We start from the raw sequence: 25,862 nt of genomic DNA, 5'->3' as shown, positions 1-25,862 counted from the left end.
GCAAAGGCTGACTTCACGCCCGTTGATGTCAGCATTGCAGAGGTAATACTGGAGAAGGATTGAGGCTAAAAATCCAATCACCGCTCATCCCTCCGAGCGGCTGGTGCGTTTGATACATAAGGCCGAAAATATCCCCGCCGGAGGCTCCGGCGGATGATCGCGGACACCTTCGGCGAGAGTGGTTTTGGAATAGCGGAGTCAGCCCGGCCCCAGAAGCTCGGCCAAGCTGAGTGCCATGACCTGTGCGGCGGTGACCATATCATCAACCCCCACCCATTCATCGGGCTTGTGCGCAAGGTCGAGGATGCCCGGCCCGTAGGCGATGCAGTTTTTGAGCCGCCCGATCCGGTCAATATGTTTCTGATCATAGGTGCCCGGAGACACCACGTAATCGGGCGCGCGGCCAAGCACGCGCTCGACCGCGTGTGCGACCGACGTGACGATGGGCGCATCGCGCTTGGTCATGCTGGGCAGGACGCGGTGCAGCTCGCGAATGTCGTAATCGAACCCGGGGCGCCCGGCGCGCACTGTTTCCAGCGTGGCGCGAATCTCGGCCTCGACATCTTCGATACGCTCTTCGATGAGGACCCGGCGGTCCAGCACCATGCGGCAGCGATCGGGGACGCATGGGCTGGGAAGGCCTGTATAGTCGGTGGCCTGTTCCGGCTCTCCGCCATGGATCGAGTTGATGTTGAGCGTCGATTGTCGCGCGCCTTCGGGCACGACGGGCATCGTGGTGCGTTTGAGCGCAAGGGCCGGGAACAGACTGCGCTCCATCTCTTCGATCACGGCCCCCATATGGCGCACTGCGCAGTCGCCTAGAAACGGCATGGAGCCGTGTGCGATCTCGCCCTTGGTTTCGATCTCGGCCCACCAGACGCCGCGATGACCAAGGCAGACACGATCCTTGTTCAGCGGCTCGGGGATGATGACATGCTGCACACGGGCCGGGTCAAAATATCCCTTCTGGGCAAGGTAGGCGACACCGCCAAAACCACCCGACTCCTCATCCGCGGTTCCCGATATCTCGATGGCGCCGGAAAAATCCGGACAAATGTCGAGAAAGGTTTCGGCGGCGATGATCGACGTGGCCAGCCCGCCTTTCATGTCGCAGGTGCCGCGACCATAGATACGCCCGTCTTTTTCTTCTGCGCCAAAAGGGTCGGTTGTCCAACCGTGACCGACCTCGACCACGTCGGTATGAGAGTTGAAATGCACGCAATCGCCAGAGCGTTTCCCATCGCGTCGGGCCACGATGTTCCAGCGCGGATATTTGTCGCTGTCGCCGGGCGCATTGCGCGCGCGGATAAGTTCGGTCTGAAACCCCGCACGTAGCAGTCGCCGGTCAAGATAGTCACAGATCTCGCGGTAATTCTCGCCCGGGGGGTTGAGCGTGGGAATTCGGACAAGATCCTGTGTCAGCGCCACAAGATCATCGCGCCGTGCCTCGATTTCGGATTTCAGCCTGTCGTGCATCCATGACCCCCGCCCGTAGAGTAGGGCGCGACGGGCGGGGGCGGCAAGGGTCAGCTTACATCGAACTCAAGCGGGCGAATTTGTTGAAACTTGCCCGTCGCATCAAGCTTGCCGATAACCTCGTCCGAAACTTTGGCATCGACGTAAAGCAGCGCGATCGCCTCGGACCCTTCCGAAGACCGGCCAAGGGTGAAATTCGCGATGTTGACCCCGTTTTCGCCCATGGTGTGCCCCAAGGCGCCGATGATGCCGGGTTCGTCGCGGTTGGTGGTATAGAGCATATGCCGCCCGATCTCGGCATCGATGTTTATGCCCTTGATCTGAATGAAGCGCGGCTTGCCGTCCGAGAAGACTGTTCCACCGATCGACCGTTCACGTTGATCCGTCACGACGGTCAGCTTGATATATCCCTCAAAGGCGCCGGATTTGTCCTGATGGGTCGTGCTGATCCTGACGCCGCGCTCCTTGGCGATGAGGGGGGCCGAAACCATGTTCACCTCGGGGTTCACCGACTTCATGATCCCCGAGACCGCCGCACTTGTCAGGGCTTCGAGGTTCATGGTCGAAACGACACCGTCATAGAGGATGTTGATCGCCTTTATGGGCTCATCGGTCATCTGGCCGATAAAGGCACCGAGATGTCCGGCAAGCTTGATCCACGGCCCCATGACCTTGGCCTCCTCGGCCGTGACCGACGGCATGTTGAGCGCGTTGGTCACCGCGCCGGTCAGCAAGTAGTCCGAGATTTGTTCGGCCACCTGTAGCGCGACGTTTTCCTGTGCCTCGCTGGTGGCGGCGCCCAGATGCGGGGTGCAAACCACATTGGGAAGGCCGAAAAGGGGGCTGTCGGTGGCGGGTTCGACCTCGAACACGTCAAAGCCCGCGCCGGCGACATGACCGGATTTCAGAAGTTCGGCCAGGGCCGCCTCATCCACGAGACCGCCGCGGGCGCAGTTGATGATCCGCACGCCCGGCTTGGTCTTGGCGAGGTTTTTGCGGCCGAGGATATTGCGCGTGCTGTCCAGAAGCGGAGTGTGCAGCGTGATGAAATCCGACCGTGCAAGAAGCGTGTCGAGGTCGACCTTCTCGGCGCCTTTCTCGGCCACTTTTTCCTCGCTCATGGTCGGATCATAGGCGATTACCTTCATCTTGAGCGCGCGGGCGCGATTGGCGACGACGCTGCCGATATTGCCGATGCCGATGATCCCGAGGGTCTTGTTGGTGAGTTCGACCCCCATGAATTTCGACTTTTCCCATTTGCCGGAATGGGTGGAGGCCGAAGCCTCGGGGATTTGACGGGCCACGGCGAACATCATCGCGATGGCATGCTCGGCGGTGGTGACCATGTTGCCGAACGGGGTGTTCATCACGATCACGCCCTTCTTGGAGGCCGCGTCCTTGTCGATGTTGTCGGTGCCGATCCCGGCGCGACCGATCACCTTGAGGCGGCTGGCCTTTTCAAGGATCGTCGGCGTGACCTTGGTGGCCGACCGAATGGCGAGGCCGTCATACTGCCCGATCACCTCGGCCAGCTTCTCTTTGTCCTTGCCCAGTTCGGGCATGAAATCCACGTCTATGCCACGGTCGCGAAAAATCTGCACGGCAGTTTCACTCAGCTTGTCGGATACGAGTACTTTGGGAGCCATCTCTCTGGTCCTTCATATTTGAATATCGGGGGTGGCGGGGTGAACCCCGCCCTACTTTTCCTGAAAGCCGGGGGTTATCCCGGCACGGGCTACACCGTCTCGGACAGGGCTGCGATCTCGGTCTGGAAGGCCCAGTCGATCCACGGAAGAAGCGCCTCGATATCCGAGGATTCGACCGTGCCACCGCACCAGATACGCAGACCCGGAGGTGCGTCCCGATAGGCGCCTATATCATAAGCAACCCCTTGATCCTCAAGCCGTTTCACGATCGCTTTGGCGAATGCCGCGCCATCCAAGATGCGGGGATCGTCAAGGGTCAGACACACGGAGGTGTTGGAGCGGATGGCCGGATCATGGGCAAGGAAACGCAGCCATTCGTGATCGGCCACGAACCGCTGAATCGCGGCGAGATTGGCATAGGCGCGTTCACGCAGACCTTCCATTCCGCCGACAGAGCGGGCCCAATCCAGCGCGACGAGATAATCCTCGACCGCGAGCATGGAAGGGGTGTTGATCGTCGCCCCCTCGAATATCCCCTCGATCAGCTTGCCGCCCTTGGTCAGGCGAAAGATCTTGGGAAGAGGCCAGGGTGGCGTATAGCTTTCGAGACGTTTGACCGCCCGCGGGCTGAGGATGAGCATGCCATGCGCGGCCTCACCGCCGAGCACCTTCTGCCAACTGAATGTGGTCACGTCGAGCTTGTCCCACGGCAAACGCTGCGCGAAGGCCGCCGACGTCGCGTCGCAGATCGTGAGACCGGCACGGGCGGGTTTGATCCAATCGCCGTTGGGGACGCGCACGCCGGACGTAGTGCCGTTCCAGGTGAAAACGACATCCTTGTCGGTGTCTACATCGGAAAGGTTAACGATTTCCCCATAGGGCGCTTCGTGGAGCGTCGCGTCGAGCTTGAGTTGCTTGACGGCGTCTGTCACCCAGCCGGCGCCGAAACTTTCCCATGCGAGCATTTCGACAGGCCGTTCCCCGAGCAGGTTCCACATGGCCATTTCCACGGCTCCTGTATCGGAGGCCGGCACGATTCCGATGCGATAATCGTCTGGGATGCCCAGAACGTCGCGGGTGCCTTCGATCGCGGCCTTGAGGCGCGATTTGCCGACAGCGGCCCGGTGGCTTCGCCCAAGGGGCGCGCCAGAAAGCTGTGCCAGTTCGAACGTGGGATTCTTGGCGCAAGGGCCTGAAGAAAAACGCGGATTTTCCGGCCGCGTTGCCGGTTGAGCAATATCAGTCATGATATCCTTCCAGATATGTGCCCCTCGTTGGGGAGGGGTGTCCCAGCGATAGGGTTAGGGGTTTTGCTGCGCTGCCGCAAGACTGAGTTTGCCCTTTTGCGGCCTTTCGTGCAGAAAACGCGACATGACCGGCGCCGATAGGAAACCCGCCGGAAGAAAAACAAGGGATTTCGCGAATGTATGTGGTTTCGTTGATTGCACGCCCCGGCGGGTTGCAGCCCGCACTGGTGGAAAATCTGCGCAATGCGTGGGGCGGGGCCGAGGCGGACTGGCTTTCTCCGGACGAGGCGGCGGAATTCACCATGGAGCGGATGCCCGACAACCGCTGGGACGTGTGGCAAAGCCTTCAGGACGAGCGCGTGGACATGGTGGTACAGGGCGCTGAAAATCGTGCGAAATCAATGCTTCTGGCCGATATGGACAGCACGATGATCGAGCAGGAATGTATTGACGAACTGGCCGAGGAGGCCGGTGTTGGCGCGCATGTCCGTAAGATCACGGCGCGGGCGATGAATGGCGAGCTTGATTTCGAAGGGGCGCTGATTGAACGGGTGGCCCTGATGAAGGGGCTGGACTCGGCGGTGATCCAGAGAGTTCTGGAGACACGGATCACGCATATGCCGGGGGCCTCGGTTTTGCTTGCGACGATGCGCGCCAAAGGGGCTTACACGGTGCTTGTCTCAGGCGGGTTCACGGAGTTCACAGGGGTTGTGGCCACGGCGCTCGGGTTTGATGAGAATCGGGCCAATACCCTGATCATCGAGGAAAATATCCTTTCGGGAGAGGTTCAGATGCCGATCCTTGGACGTCAGGCCAAGGTCACGGCGCTGGAGGAGGTCACCAAGCTAAGGGGCCTTTCTGAGCAAGATGTGATCGCCGTGGGCGACGGAGCGAACGATCTGGGGATGCTGCGCCGGGCGGGGACCGGTGTTGCGCTTCATGCCAAGCCTAGTGTGGCGGCGGAATGCGAGGTGCGGATTAACCATGGTGATCTGACCGCGCTGTTATATTTGCAAGGCTATGCGCGGTCCGACTTTGTGGTGCCTACGCCCAAAGGTTAATGCGCCGCACCCCACGTCGGTATCGTGTCGGTATTCACGTCGGTATTGCGTCGGTGCCGTGTGAGTCGATTCAGACGTTGACATAGCGTTCGGTGCCGTCATTGCGGCGGCGGCGCCGTCTTGTTCAGCATGCCTTCGATATAGAAAATGTGGACGGCCACAACGATGACCAGAAGGATCGGGGTGGCGAACATCATGCCAAGCAGTCCAAAGAGCAAACCGAACCCGACGATGGTCACAATGATAAGCGCAGGCGGCAGGGAGGTGGCCTGTTTCTGGATGTTGGGCGTGATGAAATTGCCTTCGAGCGCCTGAACGAGAAAAATCAGGAGCGCGACCCAGAATGCCTTGGTCGGCTCTATGGAAAACGCGATGACCATCGCCGGAATGCCACCGATAAACGGCCCGAAATAGGGGATGAAGTTCGTAAGTCCCGCGATGACGCCGAGTGCGATGTAAACCGGCATGCCGAGCCACCATAGGCCCAGTGCCATAAGCACCGCGACCACCGCCATCGCCACAAGCTGACCGATGAGCCAGTGAAAGAGGCCGGGGCTGACCGTGTCGAGAAACCGGTTGGTGCGGGGCTGCATGTGGTCGGGAACAAGGAGCATCGCGCCCTTGCGGTAAATATCCGGGTTGGTCGCAAGAAAGAGCGCGACCGCGATGACCACGAAAATGTTCGCCACGACGTTCATGACCGTCGAGAATGTCCCGGTGATGAGGCCGAGCGCATTCCAGTTGCCACTTTGCTCGGGTTCCTCGATGCGGTTGAGCATATAGGTGCCGATCCGCGAAGAATTGAGGTAATCCTCCAATGACTTTAGCGCATCCGGCAGGCGCTGGGCGAGGGTATCGAACTGACCGACGACCTGCGGGCCGGTGGCCATGATCAGGGTGGTCACAGCGAGAATTATGAGGCCCACCACGACCCCGAGGGACAAGAGACGCGGCATCGGCACATGCCGGCGCAATTTGACGGCGAGATGACTGATCACCACGGCGATCAGAATGCCCGCGAAGGTCAGGAACACGAGCTGACGCAGATACCACAGCGTCGCGGCCAGACCGAGGATGAGCAGCACCATGCTCGTGGCGCGCGCGATCCACCCGATATCGGGATGGCGGGGCCGTCCTGCGGTGGCGTTTTTGTCGTTGTCCTTGTCCATTATATATTTGTCCCGTCGCTCTGGCGGGCGGAGCGCCGAGATGGTGCGCCGGGCCGCATTTGTAAGGCCAACATCCGGGAGGCGCGTCGGGTTCCGCGCGCTTACCCCCTCGCCATTTCCGGGCGGGGGTCGTAAAGCAAGGTCATGACCCAGATCGTTCCCCTTTCCGACGCGCGGCATCTGCCGCTTTGGCGCAGACCGACCACGCTTTTGTTCCTGATGGCGGCGGCGATGCCGGTGGCGTTTGCCACATGGTCGGCGCTTCTGAACAATTTCACCATCGAGGTGGCGGGGTTTGACGGGTCGGATATCGGGTGGCTGCACACCGTGCGCGAAATTCCCGGCTTCCTTGCCGTGGGGGTGATCGCGATCATCATTTTCCTGCGCGAGCAAATTCTCGGGCTTGTCTCACTTGCGCTTCTTGGCGCGGCGACAGCGGTGACCGCATGGTTCCCGTCGCTCGGGGGGATCCTCACGATCACGATGCTGAGCTCGATCGGGTTTCACTATTACGAGACGGTCAACCAATCGCTTCAGCTTCAATGGCTGGACAAGCTGCGCGCGCCCAAGATGCTTGGCTGGCTGGTAGCCGCAGGGTCGGCGGCGACGCTTGTGGTTTACCTGATTATCGTGACGCTTTGGGATACGCTGGGGCTGACTTACAATATCGTCTATCTTGCGTCGGGCGGGTTTACCGCGTTGGTCGCCATTTTCGCGCTGTTTGCCTATCCGCAGTTCGAAGCGCCCAATCCGCAGGTCAAGAAGATGGTGCTGCGCCGGCGCTATTGGCTTTATTATGCGCTTCAGTTCATGGCCGGGGCGCGGCGGCAAATCTTCGTGGTCTTCGCGGGCTTCATGATGGTTGAACGCTTCGGGTTCGATGTTCACGAGGTGACGGCGCTGTTCCTGATCAACCTTGTGGCGAACATGGCGTTTGCCCCGCTCATGGGACATGCGGTGGCGCGATATGGAGAGCGCAATACCCTGATTTTCGAATATGTCGGTCTGGCTCTGGTGTTTCTGGCCTATGGCGGGATTTACATGTTCGGCTGGGGCGTGATCCTTGCGGCGACGCTTTATGTGATCGACCATATTCTTTTCGCGTTGGCTCTGGCGCTCAAGACCTACTTTCAGAAGATCGCCGATCCGGGGGATATCGCGCCCACAGCCGCCGTGGCCTTTACCATCAATCATATCGCCGCGGTGTTTCTTCCGGCGCTTCTGGGATATCTGTGGCTGATTTCGCCACAGGCGGTGTTCGGTCTGGCGTCGGGGATGGCGCTTGTGTCTCTGATGCTTGCCTGTTTCATTCCGCGACATCCCGCACCGGGCAACGAGACACGTTTTGCCACGCCGATGGTGCGACCTGCCGAATAGCCACAGAACCGGAGCCAGAGATGCCGACCTATACAGCCCTGACCACCCTAGCCGGAAAAGACATGGCCGAGGCGCTGGCCGACGCGATGGAGATGCTTGAGCCGGAGCCCACGGGCGTGGGCGTTTTCGAGATCGAGGATGGATCAGGCACGTGGGAGGTCGGTGGATATTTCACCGAAGCACCCGACCGCGATGCCCTTGACATGCTGGCCCGGGTTCATGAGGCGCGGCCCTTTGCCGTCTCGGAGGTGCCGGACGAGGACTGGGTCGCCAAGGTGCGGCGCGAGTTGACGCCGGTTGAGGCGGGGCGGTTCTTTGTCTACGGGAGCCACGACGCAGACAAGGTGCCGGATGGATGCGAGCCGCTGTTGATCGAGGCGGCGATGGCCTTTGGCACCGGGCATCACGGCACGACCCAAGGGTGCCTGAGGGCGCTTGATCGGCTGGCCAATGACGGTTTCGTGGGGCGCGCGGTGGCCGATATCGGGTGTGGCACCGCCGTTCTGGCGATGGCGGCGGCACGCATCTGGCCGGGCACTGTGATTGCCAGCGATATCGACGAGGTTGCCGTCGAGGTGGCGCGGACGAATGTTTCGGCCAACGGGCTTGACGGCAGGGTGAGGTGCATCGAGGCAACCGGGTTCGACCATGACGATTTGCGCGACGCGCGGTTCGACCTGATCTTTGCCAATATCCTCATGGGGCCGCTTATTGATCTGGCACCCGGGATGACCGAGCGGCTTGCACCCGGAGGCTATGCGATTCTGTCGGGTATCCTCAATGAGCAGGCCGACGAGGTCGTGGCGGTTTATCGCAGGAATGGAAACAGTCTTGTCAATCGCGATGAGATTGGTGAATGGACAACACTTGTTCTTCAACAAAAAGCCTAAAAATACCGTAAAAACAACGGAAAACAGGGTGTTTGCCCAGAAATTGACACATTTCGACCTTATCACCTTGTCTGTGATCTGGCGGGGGCCGGAAAACAGGACGCTGCTATGACTGATGCCACCAATGGGTTCGGGAACCGACTGAAAAAGGTTCAACGCAAACACGCGCGCATGGCGCGCGGCTATGATTGCAAGGTTGGCCGTGACGGCCTTATCGTGTTCAAGCCCAAGCGCCGCAAGCCGGGTGTCCCTTGGAAGGGACTCGCGCTTCTGCTTATGGGGTTCCTAGGCTTCAAGGGCCTTGTTATGGCGCATATGGGCCCGGACGGATACGCCGAGCGCGTTGCCCAGATGAACGCGGGTAGCGTGGTCGACCAATTCGGCGCGACCATCATGCAAGTCGACCCTCTCTCGGAATTCGTCGCGCAACAGCTTGCGCCGTTTATCTGATCTGGGCGAGAAATTCTCAGGTGTGACGACGCCATCGTTCGGATGATGCGGTCACAACATAGGAAAGCCCCGCGCCATGCCTCAGGCGCGGGGCTTTTGCTATCTTACTGCGGCCGGATTGGGCCGCACGCTTTAAAGCGTTTCGCCTTTAACCTGAGACATCAGCGAAAGGCGAAACGCGTGCAACGCTTGAATGTCGCGCCGCGTTTCGCGACCATCTGTGATCCAGGTTTTTCGCGAAACGCTTTAGTGCGTGATCGAGACGCGGCGAATGTCGGCGCGCTCAAGCCCGATATCGCTAAGTTCGCGGTCGCTGAGGCCCGACAGGGCTTTGCGGGTCACGCGGGAGTCGTTCCACGCCGAGATGCGGGCGACCATGCGCGAGATGAGCGAGCCATTGCTGTTGAGCGGGCGGGAGATTTCGATTGCAGCCATGATCCAATATCCTTCTGTTGCGGTGGTCCGTAAAACGATGTTTCGATATGTCGTTGATGTGCAGGACCGCGTCGTGTCCTATGACGCGCCAGATAGTCCCCCCACGTGCCCCTCACAACTATGGAAAATTGCATAGTCCCTATGCAGTTTTTGCATGAGTGCTCAAAGAAGGTTTGTCTCCGCAACAGAAGGGGTTGGCGGATGCGTGCGACGGCGTGTGGCCCGTTCGCTGCGGGGGTGAGGAAAGATCGCGGCGCGATGCATGACACTTGGCCTATGTTCCTGTTTCGTGCTAGCCATGCCGCAACGACCGAAAAAGGGCAGGATGGCAGGCATGCGCGTATTGGGCATTGATCCGGGGCTAAGAAACCTCGGCTGGGGCATCATAGATGCCGATGGCAGCCGTCTCAGCCATGTGGCAAACGGGGTTTGCGTGTCGGTGGGACACGAGCTTCCCGAGCGGCTCCTGTCGCTATTCGAGCAGTTGACGGAGGTGATCGAGGAGTTCACCCCGGATACAGCCGCCGTGGAACAGACCTTTGTCAACAAGGATGGTGCGGGCACGCTCAAACTGGGTCAGGCGCGGGGAATCGCGGTTCTGGTACCTGCGCAGGCGGGGCTGAGCGTGGGTGAATACGCGCCGAACACCGTGAAGAAAACCGTGGTCGGGGTCGGCCACGCGGACAAGCAGCAGATCGCGCATATGGTGAGGATGCAGCTTCCCGGTGCGATGCCCGCGGGGCCCGATGCCGCCGATGCGCTGGCTATTGCAATCTGTCACGCGCATCATATCGGCAGCGCGACCGCCATCGCCCGTGCCACGAAGGTGCGGGCATGATCGGGCGTATCGCGGGCCGGATCGACTATCGCGCCGAAGATCATGTGCTGATCGACGTGCAGGGGGTGGGATATCTCGTGTTCTGTTCGGACCGCACGTTGCAGGCCCTTCCGGGCGTGGGCGAACACGCGGCCGTCTATACCGATCTTTTGGTGCGGGATGATCTGTTACAGCTTTTCGGGTTCACGACGCTGGTCGAGAAAGAGTGGCACCGCCTTTTGATGAGTGTGCAGGGCGTGGGCGCGAAGGCATCACTGGCCATTTTGGGCGCGCTTGGGGTGGACGGGGTCAGCCGGGCCATAGCGCTGGGTGACTGGAATGCGGTGAAGGCCGCGAAGGGTATCGGCCCGAAAACCGCGCAACGCGTGGTGAACGAGCTGAAGGACAAGGCACCGCAGGTCATGGCGATGGGCACGGGCCCCGCCACTGCGCCGCCGCAGCCAGCGGGCGCCGATGAGGTGATCGAGCCGCCCGAAGCGGTGACACCCGCAGGTGCGCGGCCGTCGGCGCAGGCCGAGGCGCTGTCGGCGCTGGCCAATCTGGGCTATGGTCCGGGTGATGCGGCATCGGCGGTCGCGCAAGCCGCGGGCGAGGATCCGCAAGCCGAGACGACGACACTGATCCGCGCGGCGCTCAAGCTCTTGGCGCCGAAGCAATGAGCGCGCTATGCCCGGTGGAATACCAAAGATGACCGAACCCGATCCGATACTCCGCCCAGAGCCTCTGCCTGAGGATTTTGATCGCGCGCTTCGGCCTCAGGCGCTTGATGATTTCATAGGACAGGCCGAGGCCCGCGCCAATCTACGGGTTTTCGTCCAATCGGCCCGGCAGCGGGGCGAACCGATGGACCACACGCTGTTCCACGGGCCGCCGGGATTGGGCAAGACCACGCTGGCGCAGATCATGGCGCGTGAGCTTGGTGTCGGATTTCGCATGACGAGCGGTCCGGTGCTGGCCAAGGCCGGCGATCTGGCCGCGATCCTGACCAATCTCGAGGCGCGCGACGTTCTGTTCATAGACGAGATTCATCGCCTTAACCCGGTGGTCGAAGAGGTTCTTTACCCCGCCTTGGAGGATTTCGAGCTGGACCTCGTGATCGGCGAGGGGCCCGCGGCGCGCACAGTAAGGATCGAGTTGCAGCCCTTCACGCTTGTGGGGGCGACCACGCGGCTTGNGACCTCGTGATCGGCGAGGGGCCCGCGGCGCGCACAGTAAGGATCGAGTTGCAGCCCTTCACGCTTGTGGGGGCGACCACGCGGCTTGGACTGCTGACGACGCCGCTCAGGGACAGGTTCGGCATTCCGACACGGTTGCAGTTCTACACCGTCGAGGAGTTGCATGAGATCGTGGCACGCAATGCCGAAAAGCTGAGTGTGCCGACCGACCGTGACGGCGCGATGGAGATCGCGCGCCGGTCACGCGGGACACCACGCATCGCCGGGCGGCTTTTGCGGCGGGTGGTGGATTTCGCAGTGGTCGAGGGTGATGGCAAGATCACCCGGGAACTGGCTGATGGGGCGCTGACACGGTTGGGTGTCGACCATCTGGGGCTTGATGGTGCGGACCGGCGATATCTGCACCTGATCGCCGAAGCCTATCAGGGCGGCCCCGTGGGCATCGAAACGCTGGGTGCCGCGTTGAGCGAGAGCCGCGATGCGCTTGAAGAGGTGATCGAGCCTTTTCTGCTTCAGCAGGGACTTATCCAGCGCACGCCGCGGGGCCGGATGCTGGCCCGTGGAGGCTGGCGGCATGTCGGGCTTGAGCCGCCGCGCAACGAACGGGGTGGCGACCTTTTCGGCAAGTGAGCGGCGTGTGGATATGGAGATCGAAAAGAAGCGAGGGCCAAGCGACAGGGCGTCTTTCTGGTTGAAAATATCCACTGTGCCGTGTTTGCAGACGCTCGGCGGCGATAATGTGGGCGCCAGCCTGACGAGGAGAGAGCGGACATGACGCCGGACCAAATCGAAGCTTTGTTCACGCGCGGCGACGGCACTTATCTTTTTGCCCGGTGGGGACGGCCAATCGCCCCGATCGTCTTTGGCGTCGAGGAGGGCACGCTGGAGGTGGTGAAAGGGGCGATCGAGGCTGTGGTCTCTGTCGCAGGGCATCAAATGTCCGAGACCGACCCCGAGCTTGGCGCGAACCTCATGATTTTTTTCTTCCGCGATTGGAATGAACTTCTGGAGGTGCCCGATCTGGACCGGCTGATCCCGGATCTGGGGCCGCTGGTGACCCGTCTCAAAGGTGCGGATGCAAACCAGTACCGGGTGTTCCGCTTTGACGACGCGGGGGCGATCAAGGCCAGTTTCGTCTTTCTGCGGATGGATGAGAACCTTGCCGCTGTTCCGGCCGAGACACTGGCGCTCAATCAGGTGGTGCAGACGGTTCTCTTGTGGTCGGACACGGCGTTTCAGTCGCTTTCGCCATTGGCGGTGATGCCCGACAGCGATGCGGTGATCCTGCGCCCCGAGATCGGTCGGTTGATCGCGGCGGCCTATGACCCCGTGATGCCCGCCATGGCCCAAGACAGAAGCCACGCGCTCAGGCTGTCGGCGAGAATGCAGGTGAACTGAGCCGGAGCGGTGCCGATGCGTCGCAGAAATACAGCGTTGATCCACAAAATAGGGTATGACGTCTTGACCGAACCCCCAAGATAGGCGTTATTTCGCTTAGTATTTTGGGGGGGATCAATGCATTTGAACATTTTCGGAGGGTTGCTTGTTGCGGCGGCCCTGATGACCGGGGCGGCCAACGCCGAAACCTGTGGTGGCAATTACAAGGTGAGGCCCGGCGAAAGCCTTTCTATTATTGCCGACACGCACTACAAGAACGCGGGCATGTGGACCGTGATCCATGCCAACAATCTGGACGTGCTGGGCGAGAATCCGAATGCGGTGCGCATTGGCATGACCTTGCGGCTGCGATGTATCGACGGCCTGCCCAAGGGGTTGCCTGGCGGGCGCGACGCCGCCGAGGTCGCGGCGGCAGCGGCGCAAACCGCGCCGCTTGTGGTGGCCCCGGGTAATGCGGCGACGCGGCGCAGGATCAACGTGCTGACCGGATCGGATTTCGCGCCCTTCACCGACAAGAGCCTTCCCAATGGCGGGATGCTGGCCGAGGTCGTGCAGGCCGCGATGGAGGCGGCCGACCCGGAGCAGGGCTTTGCCATCCACTGGGTCGATGACTGGGCGTCGCATCATGAGCCGCTTTTGTCGAATGCGCTGCTTGATATCGGGTTTCCGTGGTTCCAGCCCGATTGCGAGGCCGAACCGGAGGCCTATCGTTGCGCCAATCTCGACTTTTCCGCGTCTATGTTCGAGGTGCTGATGCTGATGTTCGTGGATAGGGACCGGCCCATCGCGTTCAATTCCGATGCCGACCTGCGCGGCAAGACCCTGTGCCGGCCTTCGGGATATTCCACCTATATTTTCGATCAACAGGGCCGCAACTGGCTCAAGTCCGGGCATATCGACTTGGTGGTCGGCACATCCCCGGGCGATTGCCTTGACCGGTTGGTGGATGGCGACGTGGACGGTGCCGTGCTCAATGAGTTTCTGGGGCGCCGGAAGCTCAAGGAAATGGGTCTTCAGGATCGTGTCCGGGTGGCCGAGGGGCAGCCCATTTCGATCGATGGCAACCACATGATCGTTCACAAGTCGCATCCGCAGGGGGCTGCGCTTTTGAAGGTGTTCGAAGGCGGGTTGGCCAAGATCAAGGAAGACGGAACGTATCAGCGGATCATTGACGAACATATGGCCCGCGTCTGGGCGGAGTTCTGAGACGATGGGAGTGAACTGGGGTAAGACAGTGAGGGCGCTTGCGGTGCTGGTGGCGACGTTGGCACCCGGCATGGCGGTCGCGCTCTGCGATGTCACCTATCGGGTGCAGTCGGGTGATACGCTTTTCAGCATTGCCGAGGCGCATTACGAAGACCGTGAGAAGTGGACGCTTATCTACTATTCCAACCAAGGGGCGCTCAGTGGTGGCGCCGGGCAGGTGACCTCCGGCATCGACCTTTTCATCCCCTGTCCGGTCAACAACCTTGAGGCGGATGCAACGCCCCTCAGGCAGGCGGACGCGGAAATGACGCTTCTGACCGGGGGGAATTACGCCCCTTTCACCGACCAGAACTGGCCGGGCAACGGCATGGCGACCGAGCTGGTGAATGCCGCGCTTGAGATGACGCCGGCACCGGTGCCCTATGCGATTGCATGGGAGGATGACTGGGCTCAGCATCTTGATCCGCTCTTGTCGCAGAAAAGCTATGACATGGGGTTCCCGTGGCTCAGGCCCGATTGCGAGGCGACGCCCGCGAATGAACGCTGTGTCGGGTTCCATTTCTCGGAGCCGCTGATGGATTTGCCGATCATGCTTTTCGTGCGCGCCGATAGCGACCTGACCTATGAACGCGACGAAGACATTCTGGGCAAGACGCTTTGCCGTCCGGACGGGTATTTCACCCACGATCTGGACCAGGCCGACCGACGCTGGCTTAGCGAAGGACGGATCACATTCGTGCAGGCCGAGAGCCCCGAAGCCTGTTTCGAGGAGGTGATGGCGGGCCGGGCGGACGCGGCGACGTTCAACGTGTTCCTTGGCGGCACGAAGATCGTGCGGATGGGCCTGCGTGGCAAGATCGTGCCGGTCGAAAAGCCGCTCTCGCGGGAAACGCTGCATGTCGTGATTTCCAAGACCCATTGGCGTGGCACGACGCATCTTTATCGGTTGAATGCCGGGCTTGATGCCTTGCGCGCCTCGGGGCGGTATAACGAGATCGTGTCAAAGCATCTGGAAATCTTCTGGGGTCAGCTCAAGTGACACGCTTCTGCCGTGTGTGCTTGACCCTTGAACGACGTGCGCCATAGGGTCTCGCAATGACACATCGTTTTGCCGTTCGCGTCTATTACGAAGATACCGACATGGGCGGGATCGTTTATCATGCCAATTACCTCAAGTTCATCGAACGTGCGCGCAGTGACTGGGTGCGCGAGATGGGTGTCGATCAGGTCGTGATGAAATCCGAGGGCGTGGCTTTTGCCGTGCGCAAGCTCGAGGCGGAATACCTGATGGCGGCGAGGTTCGATGACCAACTCGAGGTGGAGACGCGCACCCTGTCGGTGTCGGGTGCGCGGCTTGTGATGGAGCAGGTGGTGAGGCGCGGCGAAGACGCGCTTTTTCACGCGACGGTGACCATCGTGTGCATCAACGATGCCGGTCAGCCGGTGCGCCTTCCGGCGAATATCCGCCTGCTTTTGCACTGAGGGCGAATTTTTCCGCCCATGACGCCGATGGTGTTGGCTTTCCCCGCGAAACTCGTCTAGTTTTCCTGCAAAACAAGGCCAAATAACAACGGCCAGACAAAAAGAGCAGGCAGATGGAAGCAGAAACCCTCGCATTGGCGCAGGAGATGGATTTCTCCATGTGGGCCCTATTCGCACGGGCGACACTTGTCGTGAAACTCGTGATGCTGATGCTGATCATCGCCTCGTTCTGGGCGTGGTCGATCATCATTCAGAAGCTGATCATGTACCGAAAGGCCCGCCGGGAGGCGGAGCGTTTCGATCAAAGATTCTGGTCGGGTGAACCGCTGGACGAGCTGTTTCAGGAGATCGGCACCGATCCTAATGGTCAGTCCGAGCGCGTCTTTGCCGCCGGTATGATGGAATGGCGGCGCAGTCACCGCAACGATGGCGGCATGATCGCAAACGCGACGGCCCGGATAGACCGGAGCATGGACGTGGCGATCGTGAAGGAAAGCGAGAACCTGCAAAGTGGGCTGAACGTTCTGGCCACAGTCGGTTCGACTGCGCCGTTCGTCGGGTTGTTCGGCACGGTCTGGGGCATCATGCACGCCTTCATCGGCATCGCCGAAGAGCAGAACACAAACCTTGCTGTCGTGGCGCCCGGTATTGCCGAGGCGTTGCTGGCCACGGGCCTTGGGCTTCTGGCGGCCATACCGGCGGTGATCTTCTACAACAAGCTGAGTGCGGACGCGGATAGGATCGTGGCGGGATACGAAGCCTTCGCCGATGAATTCGCGACCATTCTCAGCCGCCAGCTGGATAGCTGAGCCATGGGGGCCGGAGTCGCACAGAAACCGGATGCGGGCGGACGCCGCAGACGGGGGCGAGGGCGGTCACGGCCAATGGCCGAGATCAATGTCACGCCCTTCGTGGATGTCATGCTCGTGCTTTTGATCATCTTCATGGTGGCCGCGCCGCTGATGACGGTGGGCGTGCCGGTGGAATTGCCGAAGACGGCGGCAAATGCCCTGCCGGGCGAACAGGAAGAGCCGCTGGCCATCACGATCACGGCGGATGGCGTGGTTATGATCCAGACGACCGAGGTGGCGCGCGACGAACTGGTGGCGCGGTTGCGGGCGATCGCAGCGGAACGCGACAGCACGAAGGTGTTCCTGCGCGCGGATGGTGCCGTGCCCTATTCCGACGTGGTGCAGGTGATGGGCGCGCTCAATCGCGGCGGGTTCGACGATATCGGACTTGTCACCGACGCGGGCGGGCCGACCCTTGACGAGACGGACGGTTGATGCCGGGAAATGAATATCGGGCAGATCATATCGGGGCTGGGGCACGCGGGCTTTATCCTGTTCGCGCTTTTCGGAGGCGTGTTTCAGTCTGATCCGATCCCTTTCGAGGTGACGCAGGTGACGGCCATCTCGAACGAGGAGTTCGAGGCGATCATGGCCGCCGAGCGCCCGCCCGAGACGGTGTCGAGCGTGGCTATGCCCGAGGCGCCGGAGGCGGATGCGGCCACGCCCGATATGTCGTCGCAAACCGATGCGGACACCACCACGACTCAGCCTGACCCGGCAGAGGCGGCTGATCCGGACAGTGCGCCGCAAGAAACACAGACAACCCCGCCCGCCGAAGCCGATGTCGCCGAGGAACCACCCGAGCTTATGAGTCCGAGCGAGGATACAGCGGTTCTTTTGCCTGACACATCGCAGCGGCCCAAGCCGCGCCCGTCGAAGCGTGTTGCCCCCGAACAAGTGGCCCCCCCCGATCCCGACACCGCCATAGACGATGTCGCCCGCGAGGAGGTCGTGCCGGATGAAGAGGCGGAGACGGTGCAGGAGGAAGCCGAGGCGACCGCCCCCGAGGAGGCCGCCACCGAGATCGTGACCGAGGCCGAGGAGGCCGCCGCCGCGCCGGTGAGTTCCGTGCGCCCCAAGGCGCGCCCAGCCAGCCCGCCGCAACAAGAGGTGGCCGAGCCCGCCCCCGCGACACAGCCGGAGCCGGACGCCGAATCCGCCCCGAGCGCGGTTGAGGATGCCCTTGCCGCGGCACTTGGGCAGACATCCGATACAACGTCCGAGACCCGGCCCATCGGTCAGCCCATGACGCGCGGCGAGAAGGATGCGCTGCGTGTCGCTGTGCAGAAATGCTGGAACGTCGGCTCTCTGAGCACCGAGGCGTTGGGCACGACGGTTGTGGTCGCGGTGGATATGTCCGAGGATGGCACGCCGGTCACCGGCTCGATCCGGATGATCGACGCGTCGGGCGGTGGAACAACCGCGGCACGGCAGGCCTATGAGGCGGCGCGGCGTGCGATCATCCGCTGTGGCAACAGCGGTTTTGACCTCCCGGTTGAAAAATACGACCATTGGAAGACAATCGAGATGACCTTCAACCCGGAGAACATGAGGATCAAATGATGTATCGCTTCATGACCATAGTGCTGGCCGTCTTGGCCCTGATCCAAGCTCCGGCGCTGAGGGCGCAGGATGGGCCGCTCAGGATCGAGATCACCGAAGGCGTGATCGAGCCGCTGCCCTTCGCGGTGCCGGATTTCATTGCCGAGAGTTCTGCCGCGAATGAACTGGCGCGCAATCTCGCGCGTGTCGTCGCCGCCGATCTGAGCGGCACCGGCCTGTTCCGCGAAATCCCGGCCGACGCCTTTATCAGCCCGGTCACGAGTTTTTCGAGCCCCGTGCAATTCGCCGACTGGAAGGCGATCAACGCGCAGGCCCTTGTGACCGGCGCGGTCAACGTGGATGCGGGCGGCAAGGTCACGGCGAAGTTCCGGCTTTGGGATGTGTTCGCGGGGCAGGAGCTTGGCAACGGGCTTCAGTTCTCTGGAACGCAGGATGGCTGGCGACGGATCGCGCACAAGATCGCCGATCAGGTCTATAGCCGGATCACCGGTGAGACAGGGTATTTCGACACACGCGTCGCTTTCGTCGCCGAGAGCGGACCCAAGGGACAGCGGGCCAAGCGTCTGGCGATCATGGATTACGATGGCGCGAACGTGAAATATCTGACTGACAGTTCGTCGCTTGTGCTGGCGCCGCGATTTTCACCCACCGGAGACCGCGTGCTTTATACCAGCTATGAAAGCGGGTTTCCGCGGGTCTACATGCTTGACATCGCGAGTGTGAGCCGACGGGTTCTGGAAAGTCAGGACGGCACGATGAGCTTTGCCCCGCGCTTTGCCCCGAACGGCCGGACCGTGGTCTATTCCCTGATCCGGGGCGGCAACACCGACATCTACAAGATGGATATCGGTACCGGCCAGAGCACGCGCCTGACCAGTGCGCCGTCGATCGAGACAGCGCCAAGCGTCAGCCCGGATGGCAGCCAGATCGTGTTTGAAAGTGACCGGAGCGGCAGCAAACAGATTTACGTGATGAGCGCAGATGGCGGAGACGCCCGGCGCATCAGCAAGGGCGACGGCCAATACGGCACGCCGGTCTGGTCGCCGCGCGGTGATCTTGTCGCGTTCACGAAGCAATCCAAGCGGCGGTTCCACATCGGCGTCATGCGCACCGACGGCAGCGAGGAGCGCCTGCTTACCGCATCCTTCCTTGATGAAGGGCCGACATGGGCGCCCAACGGCCGGGTGATCATGTTCACCCGTGAGACGCAGGGCGAACAGGGGCAATCGCGGCTTTATTCGGTCGATATCACCGGTCGGAACCTGCGGCAGGTTTCGACGCCGGGCGGCGCGAGCGATCCGTCGTGGTCGCCGTTGCAATAATGTGCGGCGGTGACGGGCGGCGATTCCCTTGGGCCGTCGCCTATGGTAGAAACGAAACGAGGCAAGGTTGATCATGACACGAACAGTCAAACGGGGCAGTCCAATGACCAAGACATTTCTGAACAAGGCATTCATTCTGGGGGCCGGCCTGACGCTTGCGGCATGCACAAGCCCCGACAGGTTCGGCAGCGACAGCGCGGTCGACCTCAACAATTCGGCCGGGTCCGTGGCCGGAAGCGCATCGGACCCAACATCGCCCGCCTATTTTCAGCAGGCCGTTGGTGATAGGGTTCTTTTCCCCGTTGATCAGCACACGCTGACCAACGCGGCACAGTCGACGCTGGACGCTCAGGCCGAATGGCTTTTGACCAACAGCGACTATGATGCGCTGATCGAAGGGCATGCGGACGAACAGGGCACACGCGAATACAACCTCGCACTGGGTGCGCGACGCGCGAATTCGGTGCATGAATACCTTGTCTCCCGAGGTGTGCCGGCAAGCCGGCTCAGGGTGGTGAGCTATGGCAAGGAACGGCCCCTCGAAATCTGTTCCACCGAAAGCTGCTATGCGCAGAACCGCCGGGCGGTGACAATCATTTCCATCGGCACGGGCGTCTGATCCCGGGGAGGTTCGCGGCATGCGGTATTTGGTTCGATTTGCGCTGATCCTCGTGATGCTGGGCCCGGTTGCGGCCGACGCCCAGTCGAGGGATGAGACACTGGCGGATATCCGACAGGAACTGACGGTTCTTTACGTCGATATTCAAAAGCTCAAGCGCGAACTTAGCACGACGGGCGGGGTGAGCGGGGCGAACAGTGGCGGCACGCTCATTGATCGTGTGAACGCGATCGAGAGCGAGTTGCAGCGTCTGACCGCCAAGACCGAAGAGCTTGAGCTTCGGATAAACCGGGTCGTGCAAGACGGAACCAAGCGCATTGGTGACCTTGAATTCCGCCTTGTCGAGCTTGAGGGCGGGGATGTGAGCCAACTGGGCGAGGTGAGCACGCTTGGCGGTGATATTCCCGGCGGATCCGAGGCCGCGGTTGCGGATCCGGAAGGGAGCACGACCGAGGACGAGACACAAGGCATGACCCTTGCTGTTGGGGAGCAGGATGATTTTGATCGTGCGAAAGCCGCTTTTGAGGCGGGCAACCATGCCGAGGCCGCCAAGCTTTTCGCCGAGTTCCGCAATGCCTATCCGGGCGGGCCGATGACGGATCGCGCCGGTGTGTTGCAGGGTGAATCCCTTGAGGCGACGGGTGATTTAACGGGGGCAGCGCGGGCTTACCTCGATACGTTTTCCGCGGCCCCCGAAGGCGATGAGGCGCCCAATGCTCTCTTTCGTCTGGGCCGGACGCTGGGCCGCCTTGGGCAGACCAACGAAGCCTGTCTGACACTGGCCGAAGTGCCCGCGCGCTTTCCGGGCAGCGAGGCCGTGTCCGAGGCGGACTCGGCGATGACCAATCTGGGCTGTCAGTGACGCAGGACGAAGACGGGCCGGTCGCGGCCCTTTCAAGACATTTCGGGGCGGATGTCAGGCCCGGTAAGCTTGCCGTCGCTATCTCGGGCGGGAGCGATTCGACAGCACTTCTTCTGGCCACGCGGGAATGGGCGGCTTTGGCGGGCGTCACCCTTGTGGCGGTGACGGTCGACCACGGATTGCGGTCCGAGGCGGCCGATGAGGCCGCACATGTGGCGGCGCTTTGTTCCGATCTCGGGGTGCCGCATGACACGCTGCGTTGGACGGGTTGGGACGGGAAGGGCAATCTACAAGACGCCGCGCGGCGCGCGCGCTATACGCTGATGAGTGAGTGGGCGGGCGCGCAGGGTTTGGATCATGTGTTTCTGGGCCATACAGCTGACGATCAGGCCGAAACCCTGATGATGCGGCTGGCACGACAGGCCGGCCTTGACGGGTTGGCGGGCATGGCGCCGCGCGCCCGGTGGGGCGATGTCACGCTGCACCGCCCCTTCCTTCATCTGCGGCGCGATGTGTTGCGAGCCTTCTTGCGCGAACGCGGCATCCGGTGGATCGACGATCCAAGCAACGAGGATACTCAGTTCCGGCGCGTGCGCATCCGGCAGGCGCTGACCGCGTTCGAGGAATGCGGTCTGAGCGTCGAGGGGCTGGCCAAGGTGGCGGGGCACCTGCGCGAGGCGCGCGAGACGCTAGGCGTCTATGCCGTTGAAACAGCGCAAAAGATCACGCGGTTCGACAGGGGCGATATCGTTTTCGACAGGGCCGAATGGGCCCAGTTGCGTGCCGACATGCGGCGACGACTGTTGCAGGCTGCGCTACGCTGGGTGAGCGGTGCGGACTACGGAGCGCGCGGTCGTGCCGTCGAGGACGCCCTGTCCGGGCTCAGCGAGGGGTGCGACACGGTGCTGCACGGGTGCCGGGTTATGGCCACACCGCAGACGGTGCGCATCACGCGCGAGGCGCAGGCGGTTGTGGGCGCGCATACGGTGCCGGGAGAGATTTGGGACGGGCGTTGGCGGGTGACCGGGCCCGCGCAACCCGGCGACACCGTGCGCCTTTTGGGCGAGGCTGCATTGGGGCTTTGTCCTGACCGGGCCGAAAGCGGCCTGCCCGCTGCGTCGCTTGTCGCGTCGCCGTCGGTTTGGCGCGACGAAGTGCTTGTCGCGGCGCCGCTGGCGGGGCTGGGAGAGCAATGGTCGGCGGAATTGCTTCGTTCTGAGCATGAATATCACGACATTCTTCTGTCGCATTGAAGAACCCGTCATGATTGCTATTTATGACCTGTGACCCCTGTGCTAGAGCCGGGGCCGACCATTGTATTGGAGATTTGCCTTGGGCAACGCACGCACGATCGCCTTCTGGCTGGTTCTGTTCCTGCTGATTCTGGCTCTGTTCAACCTGTTCAGCGGGTCTGGAAACACCCTGCAAAGCAAACCGATTCCGTATTCCGAGTTCGTCGAAGCCGTGAATGAAGGAACCGTAAGCGACGTGACGCTGGATGGCGAGAACGTGCGCTATCGCGGCGAAGACGGCATGAACTATGTCACGATCAAGCCCGAGGATGCCAAGGTCACCGACCTTCTGATCGAGAAAGGTATCCCCGTCGAAGCCGAGGCACAGGAGCAATCCGGCTTTCAGGCGTTCATTCTGACGCTGGCGCCTTTCCTGTTGCTGATCGCTGTGTGGATTTATTTCATGAACCGTATGCAGGGCGGCGGCAAGGGCGGTGCCATGGGCTTTGGCAAATCCAAGGCCAAGATGCTGACCGAGAAGCATGGCCGCGTGACCTTTGATGACGTGGCGGGCATCGACGAGGCCAAGGAAGAGCTGGAAGAGATCGTAGAATTCCTGCGCAACCCGCAGAAGTTCAGCCGCCTTGGCGGGCAGATCCCCAAGGGCGCCCTTCTGGTGGGCCCTCCGGGCACTGGTAAGACGCTGCTGGCGCGCGCCATTGCGGGTGAGGCGGGTGTGCCGTTCTTTACCATTTCCGGTTCTGACTTCGTGGAGATGTTCGTGGGTGTCGGCGCGAGCCGCGTGCGCGACATGTTCGAGCAGGCCAAGAAAAACGCGCCCTGCATCGTTTTCATCGACGAGATCGACGCCGTGGGCCGCCATCGTGGTGCTGGCTATGGCGGGGGCAATGACGAACGTGAACAGACCCTCAACCAGCTTCTGGTTGAGATGGACGGGTTCGAGGCCAACGAAGGCGTGATCATCGTTGCCGCAACCAACCGTAAGGACGTGCTTGACCCTGCATTGCTGCGCCCCGGCCGGTTCGACCGGGAGGTCACGGTTCCCAATCCCGACATCAAGGGCCGCGAGAAAATTCTTGGCGTGCATGCGCGCAAGACGCCGCTTGGTCCGGATGTGGACCTGCGCATCATCGCGCGCGGCACGCCGGGTTTTTCCGGCGCGGACCTTGCCAACCTCGTGAACGAGGCCGCGCTGATGGCGGCGCGGATCGGGCGGCGCTTCGTCTCGATGGAAGATTTCGAGATGGCCAAAGACAAGGTCATGATGGGCGCCGAGCGCCGCAGCATGGTCCTGACGGCCGATCAGAAGGAAAAGACCGCCTATCATGAGGCGGGCCACGCGATCGTGGGCCTTGAGCTTCCGAAATGCGATCCGGTCTACAAGGCGACGATCATTCCGCGCGGCGGCGCTTTGGGCATGGTGGTAAGCCTGCCGGAGATTGATCGCCTGAACTGGCACAAGTCGGAATGCGAGCAGAAGCTTGCCATGACGATGGCCGGGAAGGCCGCTGAAATCCTGAAATACGGCGACGACGAGGTGTCGAACGGCCCTGCCGGTGACATTCAGCAGGCCAGCGGACTTGCGCGGGCGATGGTGCTCCGCTGGGGCATGTCCGACAAGGTCGGGAATGTCGACTATGAGCAGGCGCATGAAGGATACATGGGAAATGGCGCCGGTGGATTTTCGGTTTCCGCCCACACCAAGGAGTTGGTTGAGCAAGAGGTCAAGCGATTGATCGACGAAGCTTATCAGCGTGCGCATGGCATTCTGAGTGAGAAGAAAGAGGAATGGGAGCGTCTGGCCCAAGGGCTTCTGGAATACGAGACGCTGACCGGCGAAGAAATTTCGCGCGTCATCCGGGGCGAGCCGCCTCATCTGGACGATGACGGTGATAGCGGTTCGGACGAAGGCAGTGCGCCTTCGGTCACGGCCATTCCGAAAACCAAACCGAAACCACCCCGCAGTGACGATGGCGGGCTTGAGCCCGAACCGTCGACGTGACGACCGCGGCCCATAAGACGGACTGGAATCCCGGAGCCTATGCAAGGTTCCGGGATTTGCGCCTGCGGCCCGGTCTGGACCTGTTGAACGCCATAGATCAGAAGGCGGCGGGCGACGTGGTCGATCTGGGATGTGGCAACGGACAGCTTGGCCCGGCCCTTAAGGCGCGGGCCGAGGGCCGCCAGATCATCGGCGTGGATGCGTCGCCTGCGATGCTTGAAAAGGCGCGGGGCGCGGCATGTTATGACAGCCTGCAACAGGCCGACATCCGGGACTGGCACCCGCGCCGCGCGCCGGGCCTTATCTTTTCGAACGCGGCGTTGCATTGGGTGGGCGAACACGAAAAGCTTTTGCCCAAACTGGCGAGAATGCTGACCCGTGGCGGCACGCTGGCCATACAGATGCCGCATCAGAACAAGGCGCCATCGCATCGTGTCTGGCTTTCGCTGAGCGAAGAAATGTTTGCCAACCGGGTCGAGAAGATGGGCACACCCGGTGTCATGGCCCCGCAGAAATACGAAGAGCTTCTGTCGCCATTGGGCCGCTTCCGACTTTGGGAGACCGAGTATTATCAGCGCCTTGTGGCCGAGGCGGGAAGCCATCCCGTGCGGCGCTTCACCGAGAGCACATATGCGCGCCCGGTTCTTGATGCGCTGAATGCAGAGGAAAAGGCCGAATTGATCCGTCGCTACGAAGAGGCGATGCATGTGGCCTATCCCGTGCGCAAGGATGGATCGGTCCTGTTTCCGTTCCGCCGCATGTTTCTTACGCTGACAGTCTGAGCCTATGCCTGTGTGGTTGACCACCGCTCTTTGCGGGGGTCTAACTGACGCCGGACACATCAGCGAGGATCAGGACATGCCCGCCCTTATGGCAACAGATATCACGGCGAGAATCGTCTGGCTTGGGCTGGTGTGCGATCAGGGTGCCCAAGGCATACGCTCGGGCAGTGTCGAGCGGATCGTGGCCGGGTATGACGGCCCCAAGGGAGATCGGCATTCGGGTGTGATCCGCCCGTCCTGTGTGCGTGTGAAGGACATGCACAAGGAGGGCACAGAGATCCGCAATGTGCGGCAGTTTTCCATCGTGTCGGCCGAGGAGCTTTCGGCCGTGGCCAAGGATATGGGGCTGGACCGTGTCGACCCCGTCTGGCTTGGCGCGACGATGGTGATCGAGGGGATCGAAGATTTCACCCATGTGCCCCCGTCGTCACGGCTTCAGGCACCAGACGGGACAACCCTCGTGATCGACATGCAGAACCGCCCCTGTCAGTTTCCCGCCCGCGAAATCGAGAGCGATCACCCCGGACGGGGCAAGGATTTCATGCCTGCGGCGCGTGGGCGGCGGGGTGTCACCGCATGGGTCGAGCGCGAAGGCACCCTTGCCGTGGGCGATGACCTTTCATTGCATATCCCGGATCAAAGGGTCTGGACCCATCTTGACAAAACTCTGAGCGCGACCGCCCGCAAAGCGTGAGGGGGCTGCGAAAAACGCCCCGCGATGTCGCGGGGCGTTGGTTTGGCATATGCCGGTCAATCGG

Annotated in this window: 25 protein-coding genes and 1 pseudogene; 21 read left to right on the top strand and 5 right to left on the bottom strand. The window is 61.6% G+C overall.

The window, feature by feature from the left end; translation table 11 throughout:
* Positions 1 to 198: 198 nt before the first annotated feature.
* The 3 genes from V8359_RS18875 to V8359_RS18865 form a co-directional block, all read right to left on the bottom strand.
* A complete protein-coding gene (locus V8359_RS18875) occupies positions 199 to 1,476 on the bottom strand; it encodes an acetylornithine deacetylase/succinyl-diaminopimelate desuccinylase family protein (protein ID WP_336430679.1) in 1,278 nt (425 codons plus the stop codon).
* A gap of 50 nt (positions 1,477 to 1,526) precedes the next feature.
* Positions 1,527 to 3,122 carry a phosphoglycerate dehydrogenase gene (gene serA / locus V8359_RS18870; RefSeq protein ID WP_336430678.1) on the bottom strand — a complete coding sequence of 532 codons (1,596 nt, stop codon included), beginning with the start codon at positions 3,120 to 3,122 and terminating at the stop codon, positions 1,527 to 1,529.
* 89 nt (positions 3,123 to 3,211) lie between these two features.
* Positions 3,212 to 4,369 carry a phosphoserine transaminase gene (locus tag V8359_RS18865; RefSeq protein ID WP_336430677.1) on the bottom strand — a complete coding sequence of 386 codons (1,158 nt, stop codon included), beginning with the start codon at positions 4,367 to 4,369 and terminating at the stop codon, positions 3,212 to 3,214.
* Between the two features lie 176 nt (positions 4,370 to 4,545).
* Here V8359_RS18865 and serB point away from each other — a divergent pair, with 176 nt between their 5' ends.
* The gene (serB, locus tag V8359_RS18860) at positions 4,546 to 5,430 is read left to right on the top strand and encodes a phosphoserine phosphatase SerB (RefSeq protein ID WP_336430676.1); all 885 of its coding nucleotides are present in this window, start codon (positions 4,546 to 4,548) and stop codon (positions 5,428 to 5,430) included.
* A 98-nt stretch (positions 5,431 to 5,528) separates the two neighbouring features.
* Here serB and V8359_RS18855 read toward each other — a convergent pair whose 3' ends face one another.
* Positions 5,529 to 6,599: an AI-2E family transporter gene (locus tag V8359_RS18855; RefSeq protein WP_336430675.1), complete on the bottom strand. Its 1,071-nt coding sequence runs from the start codon at positions 6,597 to 6,599 to the stop codon at positions 5,529 to 5,531.
* Between the two features lie 144 nt (positions 6,600 to 6,743).
* Here V8359_RS18855 and V8359_RS18850 point away from each other — a divergent pair, with 144 nt between their 5' ends.
* From V8359_RS18850 to V8359_RS18840, 3 genes are all read left to right on the top strand, one after another.
* Positions 6,744 to 7,976 (top strand): MFS transporter, encoded by a 1,233-nt coding sequence (locus V8359_RS18850; protein WP_336430674.1) that lies wholly within the window; start codon positions 6,744 to 6,746, stop codon positions 7,974 to 7,976.
* A 20-nt stretch (positions 7,977 to 7,996) separates the two neighbouring features.
* Complete coding sequence (locus V8359_RS18845; RefSeq protein WP_336430673.1) at positions 7,997 to 8,866, top strand: 50S ribosomal protein L11 methyltransferase; 870 nt, start codon at positions 7,997 to 7,999, stop codon at positions 8,864 to 8,866.
* A gap of 108 nt (positions 8,867 to 8,974) precedes the next feature.
* A complete protein-coding gene (locus V8359_RS18840) occupies positions 8,975 to 9,316 on the top strand; it encodes a hypothetical protein (protein ID WP_336430672.1) in 342 nt (113 codons plus the stop codon).
* Positions 9,317 to 9,562: 246 nt separating this feature from the next.
* On the opposite strand, the gene V8359_RS18835 is transcribed toward V8359_RS18840, so the two are convergent.
* Complete coding sequence (locus V8359_RS18835) at positions 9,563 to 9,751, bottom strand: DUF1127 domain-containing protein (RefSeq protein ID WP_336430671.1); 189 nt, start codon at positions 9,749 to 9,751, stop codon at positions 9,563 to 9,565.
* A 334-nt stretch (positions 9,752 to 10,085) separates the two neighbouring features.
* On the opposite strand from V8359_RS18835, the gene ruvC reads away from it, so the two are divergent.
* The 17 genes and pseudogenes from ruvC (at position 10,086) to V8359_RS18750 (ending at position 25,798) form a co-directional block, all read left to right on the top strand.
* Positions 10,086 to 10,589 carry a crossover junction endodeoxyribonuclease RuvC gene (ruvC, locus tag V8359_RS18830; protein ID WP_336430670.1) on the top strand — a complete coding sequence of 168 codons (504 nt, stop codon included), beginning with the start codon at positions 10,086 to 10,088 and terminating at the stop codon, positions 10,587 to 10,589.
* On the top strand, positions 10,586 to 11,248 hold the full coding sequence (gene ruvA / locus V8359_RS18825; protein WP_336430668.1) for a Holliday junction branch migration protein RuvA: 663 nt from the start codon (positions 10,586 to 10,588) through the stop codon (positions 11,246 to 11,248). Before ruvC ends, ruvA begins: the two co-directional genes overlap by 4 nt.
* A gap of 28 nt (positions 11,249 to 11,276) precedes the next feature.
* A pseudogene (gene ruvB, locus V8359_RS18820) lies at positions 11,277 to 12,394 on the top strand (Holliday junction branch migration DNA helicase RuvB).
* Between the two features lie 141 nt (positions 12,395 to 12,535).
* Positions 12,536 to 13,162, top strand: coding sequence for a hypothetical protein (locus tag V8359_RS18815; protein ID WP_336430666.1), 627 nt, complete (start codon positions 12,536 to 12,538; stop codon positions 13,160 to 13,162).
* 117 nt (positions 13,163 to 13,279) lie between these two features.
* On the top strand, positions 13,280 to 14,368 hold the full coding sequence (locus tag V8359_RS18810) for a transporter substrate-binding domain-containing protein (RefSeq protein ID WP_336430665.1): 1,089 nt from the start codon (positions 13,280 to 13,282) through the stop codon (positions 14,366 to 14,368).
* A 4-nt stretch (positions 14,369 to 14,372) separates the two neighbouring features.
* Positions 14,373 to 15,407 (top strand): transporter substrate-binding domain-containing protein, encoded by a 1,035-nt coding sequence (locus tag V8359_RS18805; RefSeq protein ID WP_336430664.1) that lies wholly within the window; start codon positions 14,373 to 14,375, stop codon positions 15,405 to 15,407.
* Positions 15,408 to 15,463: 56 nt separating this feature from the next.
* A complete protein-coding gene (ybgC, locus tag V8359_RS18800) occupies positions 15,464 to 15,850 on the top strand; it encodes a tol-pal system-associated acyl-CoA thioesterase (RefSeq protein ID WP_336430663.1) in 387 nt (128 codons plus the stop codon).
* A 113-nt stretch (positions 15,851 to 15,963) separates the two neighbouring features.
* Positions 15,964 to 16,659 carry a protein TolQ gene (gene tolQ, locus V8359_RS18795; protein WP_336430662.1) on the top strand — a complete coding sequence of 232 codons (696 nt, stop codon included), beginning with the start codon at positions 15,964 to 15,966 and terminating at the stop codon, positions 16,657 to 16,659.
* A gap of 3 nt (positions 16,660 to 16,662) precedes the next feature.
* Positions 16,663 to 17,136 carry a protein TolR gene (gene tolR / locus V8359_RS18790; RefSeq protein WP_336430661.1) on the top strand — a complete coding sequence of 158 codons (474 nt, stop codon included), beginning with the start codon at positions 16,663 to 16,665 and terminating at the stop codon, positions 17,134 to 17,136.
* 9 nt (positions 17,137 to 17,145) lie between these two features.
* Positions 17,146 to 18,264, top strand: coding sequence for an energy transducer TonB (locus V8359_RS18785; protein ID WP_336430660.1), 1,119 nt, complete (start codon positions 17,146 to 17,148; stop codon positions 18,262 to 18,264).
* Positions 18,264 to 19,586 (top strand): Tol-Pal system beta propeller repeat protein TolB, encoded by a 1,323-nt coding sequence (tolB, locus tag V8359_RS18780; RefSeq protein ID WP_336430659.1) that lies wholly within the window; start codon positions 18,264 to 18,266, stop codon positions 19,584 to 19,586. Before V8359_RS18785 ends, tolB begins: the two co-directional genes overlap by 1 nt.
* Before the next feature lie 103 nt (positions 19,587 to 19,689).
* Positions 19,690 to 20,205 carry a peptidoglycan-associated lipoprotein Pal gene (gene pal / locus V8359_RS18775; RefSeq protein WP_336430658.1) on the top strand — a complete coding sequence of 172 codons (516 nt, stop codon included), beginning with the start codon at positions 19,690 to 19,692 and terminating at the stop codon, positions 20,203 to 20,205.
* Between the two features lie 19 nt (positions 20,206 to 20,224).
* Entirely contained in the window at positions 20,225 to 21,067 is an 843-nt protein-coding gene (locus tag V8359_RS18770; protein WP_336430656.1) for a tetratricopeptide repeat protein, read from the top strand.
* Positions 21,064 to 22,320: a tRNA lysidine(34) synthetase TilS gene (gene tilS, locus V8359_RS18765; protein ID WP_336430655.1), complete on the top strand. Its 1,257-nt coding sequence runs from the start codon at positions 21,064 to 21,066 to the stop codon at positions 22,318 to 22,320. Before V8359_RS18770 ends, tilS begins: the two co-directional genes overlap by 4 nt.
* A 79-nt stretch (positions 22,321 to 22,399) precedes the next feature.
* A complete protein-coding gene (gene ftsH, locus V8359_RS18760; RefSeq protein WP_336430654.1) occupies positions 22,400 to 24,322 on the top strand; it encodes an ATP-dependent zinc metalloprotease FtsH in 1,923 nt (640 codons plus the stop codon).
* On the top strand, positions 24,319 to 25,104 hold the full coding sequence (locus tag V8359_RS18755) for a methyltransferase domain-containing protein (protein ID WP_336430652.1): 786 nt from the start codon (positions 24,319 to 24,321) through the stop codon (positions 25,102 to 25,104). Before ftsH ends, V8359_RS18755 begins: the two co-directional genes overlap by 4 nt.
* Positions 25,105 to 25,180: 76 nt before the next feature.
* Complete coding sequence (locus V8359_RS18750; protein WP_336430651.1) at positions 25,181 to 25,798, top strand: MOSC domain-containing protein; 618 nt, start codon at positions 25,181 to 25,183, stop codon at positions 25,796 to 25,798.
* Positions 25,799 to 25,862 lie beyond the last annotated feature (64 nt).

This window comes from Roseovarius sp. E0-M6, assembly GCF_037083845.1.
Taxonomy (GTDB): Bacteria; Pseudomonadota; Alphaproteobacteria; order Rhodobacterales; family Rhodobacteraceae; genus Roseovarius.
The sequence above is the reverse complement of the archived record's forward strand: the minus strand, read 5'-3'. Positions and strand labels throughout refer to the sequence as shown.

Coding starts and splice junctions, on each gene's coding strand:
- V8359_RS18875 (WP_336430679.1), bottom strand. CDS start 1,476: ATGCACGACAGGCTGAAATCCGAAATCGAGGCACGGCGCGATGATCTT.
- serA (WP_336430678.1), bottom strand. CDS start 3,122: ATGGCTCCCAAAGTACTCGTATCCGACAAGCTGAGTGAAACTGCCGTG.
- V8359_RS18865 (WP_336430677.1), bottom strand. CDS start 4,369: ATGACTGATATTGCTCAACCGGCAACGCGGCCGGAAAATCCGCGTTTT.
- serB (WP_336430676.1), top strand. CDS start 4,546: ATGTATGTGGTTTCGTTGATTGCACGCCCCGGCGGGTTGCAGCCCGCA.
- V8359_RS18855 (WP_336430675.1), bottom strand. CDS start 6,599: ATGGACAAGGACAACGACAAAAACGCCACCGCAGGACGGCCCCGCCAT.
- V8359_RS18850 (WP_336430674.1), top strand. CDS start 6,744: ATGACCCAGATCGTTCCCCTTTCCGACGCGCGGCATCTGCCGCTTTGG.
- V8359_RS18845 (WP_336430673.1), top strand. CDS start 7,997: ATGCCGACCTATACAGCCCTGACCACCCTAGCCGGAAAAGACATGGCC.
- V8359_RS18840 (WP_336430672.1), top strand. CDS start 8,975: ATGACTGATGCCACCAATGGGTTCGGGAACCGACTGAAAAAGGTTCAA.
- V8359_RS18835 (WP_336430671.1), bottom strand. CDS start 9,751: ATGGCTGCAATCGAAATCTCCCGCCCGCTCAACAGCAATGGCTCGCTC.
- ruvC (WP_336430670.1), top strand. CDS start 10,086: ATGCGCGTATTGGGCATTGATCCGGGGCTAAGAAACCTCGGCTGGGGC.
- ruvA (WP_336430668.1), top strand. CDS start 10,586: ATGATCGGGCGTATCGCGGGCCGGATCGACTATCGCGCCGAAGATCAT.
- V8359_RS18815 (WP_336430666.1), top strand. CDS start 12,536: ATGACGCCGGACCAAATCGAAGCTTTGTTCACGCGCGGCGACGGCACT.
- V8359_RS18810 (WP_336430665.1), top strand. CDS start 13,280: ATGCATTTGAACATTTTCGGAGGGTTGCTTGTTGCGGCGGCCCTGATG.
- V8359_RS18805 (WP_336430664.1), top strand. CDS start 14,373: ATGGGAGTGAACTGGGGTAAGACAGTGAGGGCGCTTGCGGTGCTGGTG.
- ybgC (WP_336430663.1), top strand. CDS start 15,464: ATGACACATCGTTTTGCCGTTCGCGTCTATTACGAAGATACCGACATG.
- tolQ (WP_336430662.1), top strand. CDS start 15,964: ATGGAAGCAGAAACCCTCGCATTGGCGCAGGAGATGGATTTCTCCATG.
- tolR (WP_336430661.1), top strand. CDS start 16,663: ATGGGGGCCGGAGTCGCACAGAAACCGGATGCGGGCGGACGCCGCAGA.
- V8359_RS18785 (WP_336430660.1), top strand. CDS start 17,146: ATGAATATCGGGCAGATCATATCGGGGCTGGGGCACGCGGGCTTTATC.
- tolB (WP_336430659.1), top strand. CDS start 18,264: ATGTATCGCTTCATGACCATAGTGCTGGCCGTCTTGGCCCTGATCCAA.
- pal (WP_336430658.1), top strand. CDS start 19,690: ATGACCAAGACATTTCTGAACAAGGCATTCATTCTGGGGGCCGGCCTG.
- V8359_RS18770 (WP_336430656.1), top strand. CDS start 20,225: ATGCGGTATTTGGTTCGATTTGCGCTGATCCTCGTGATGCTGGGCCCG.
- V8359_RS18750 (WP_336430651.1), top strand. CDS start 25,181: ATGCCCGCCCTTATGGCAACAGATATCACGGCGAGAATCGTCTGGCTT.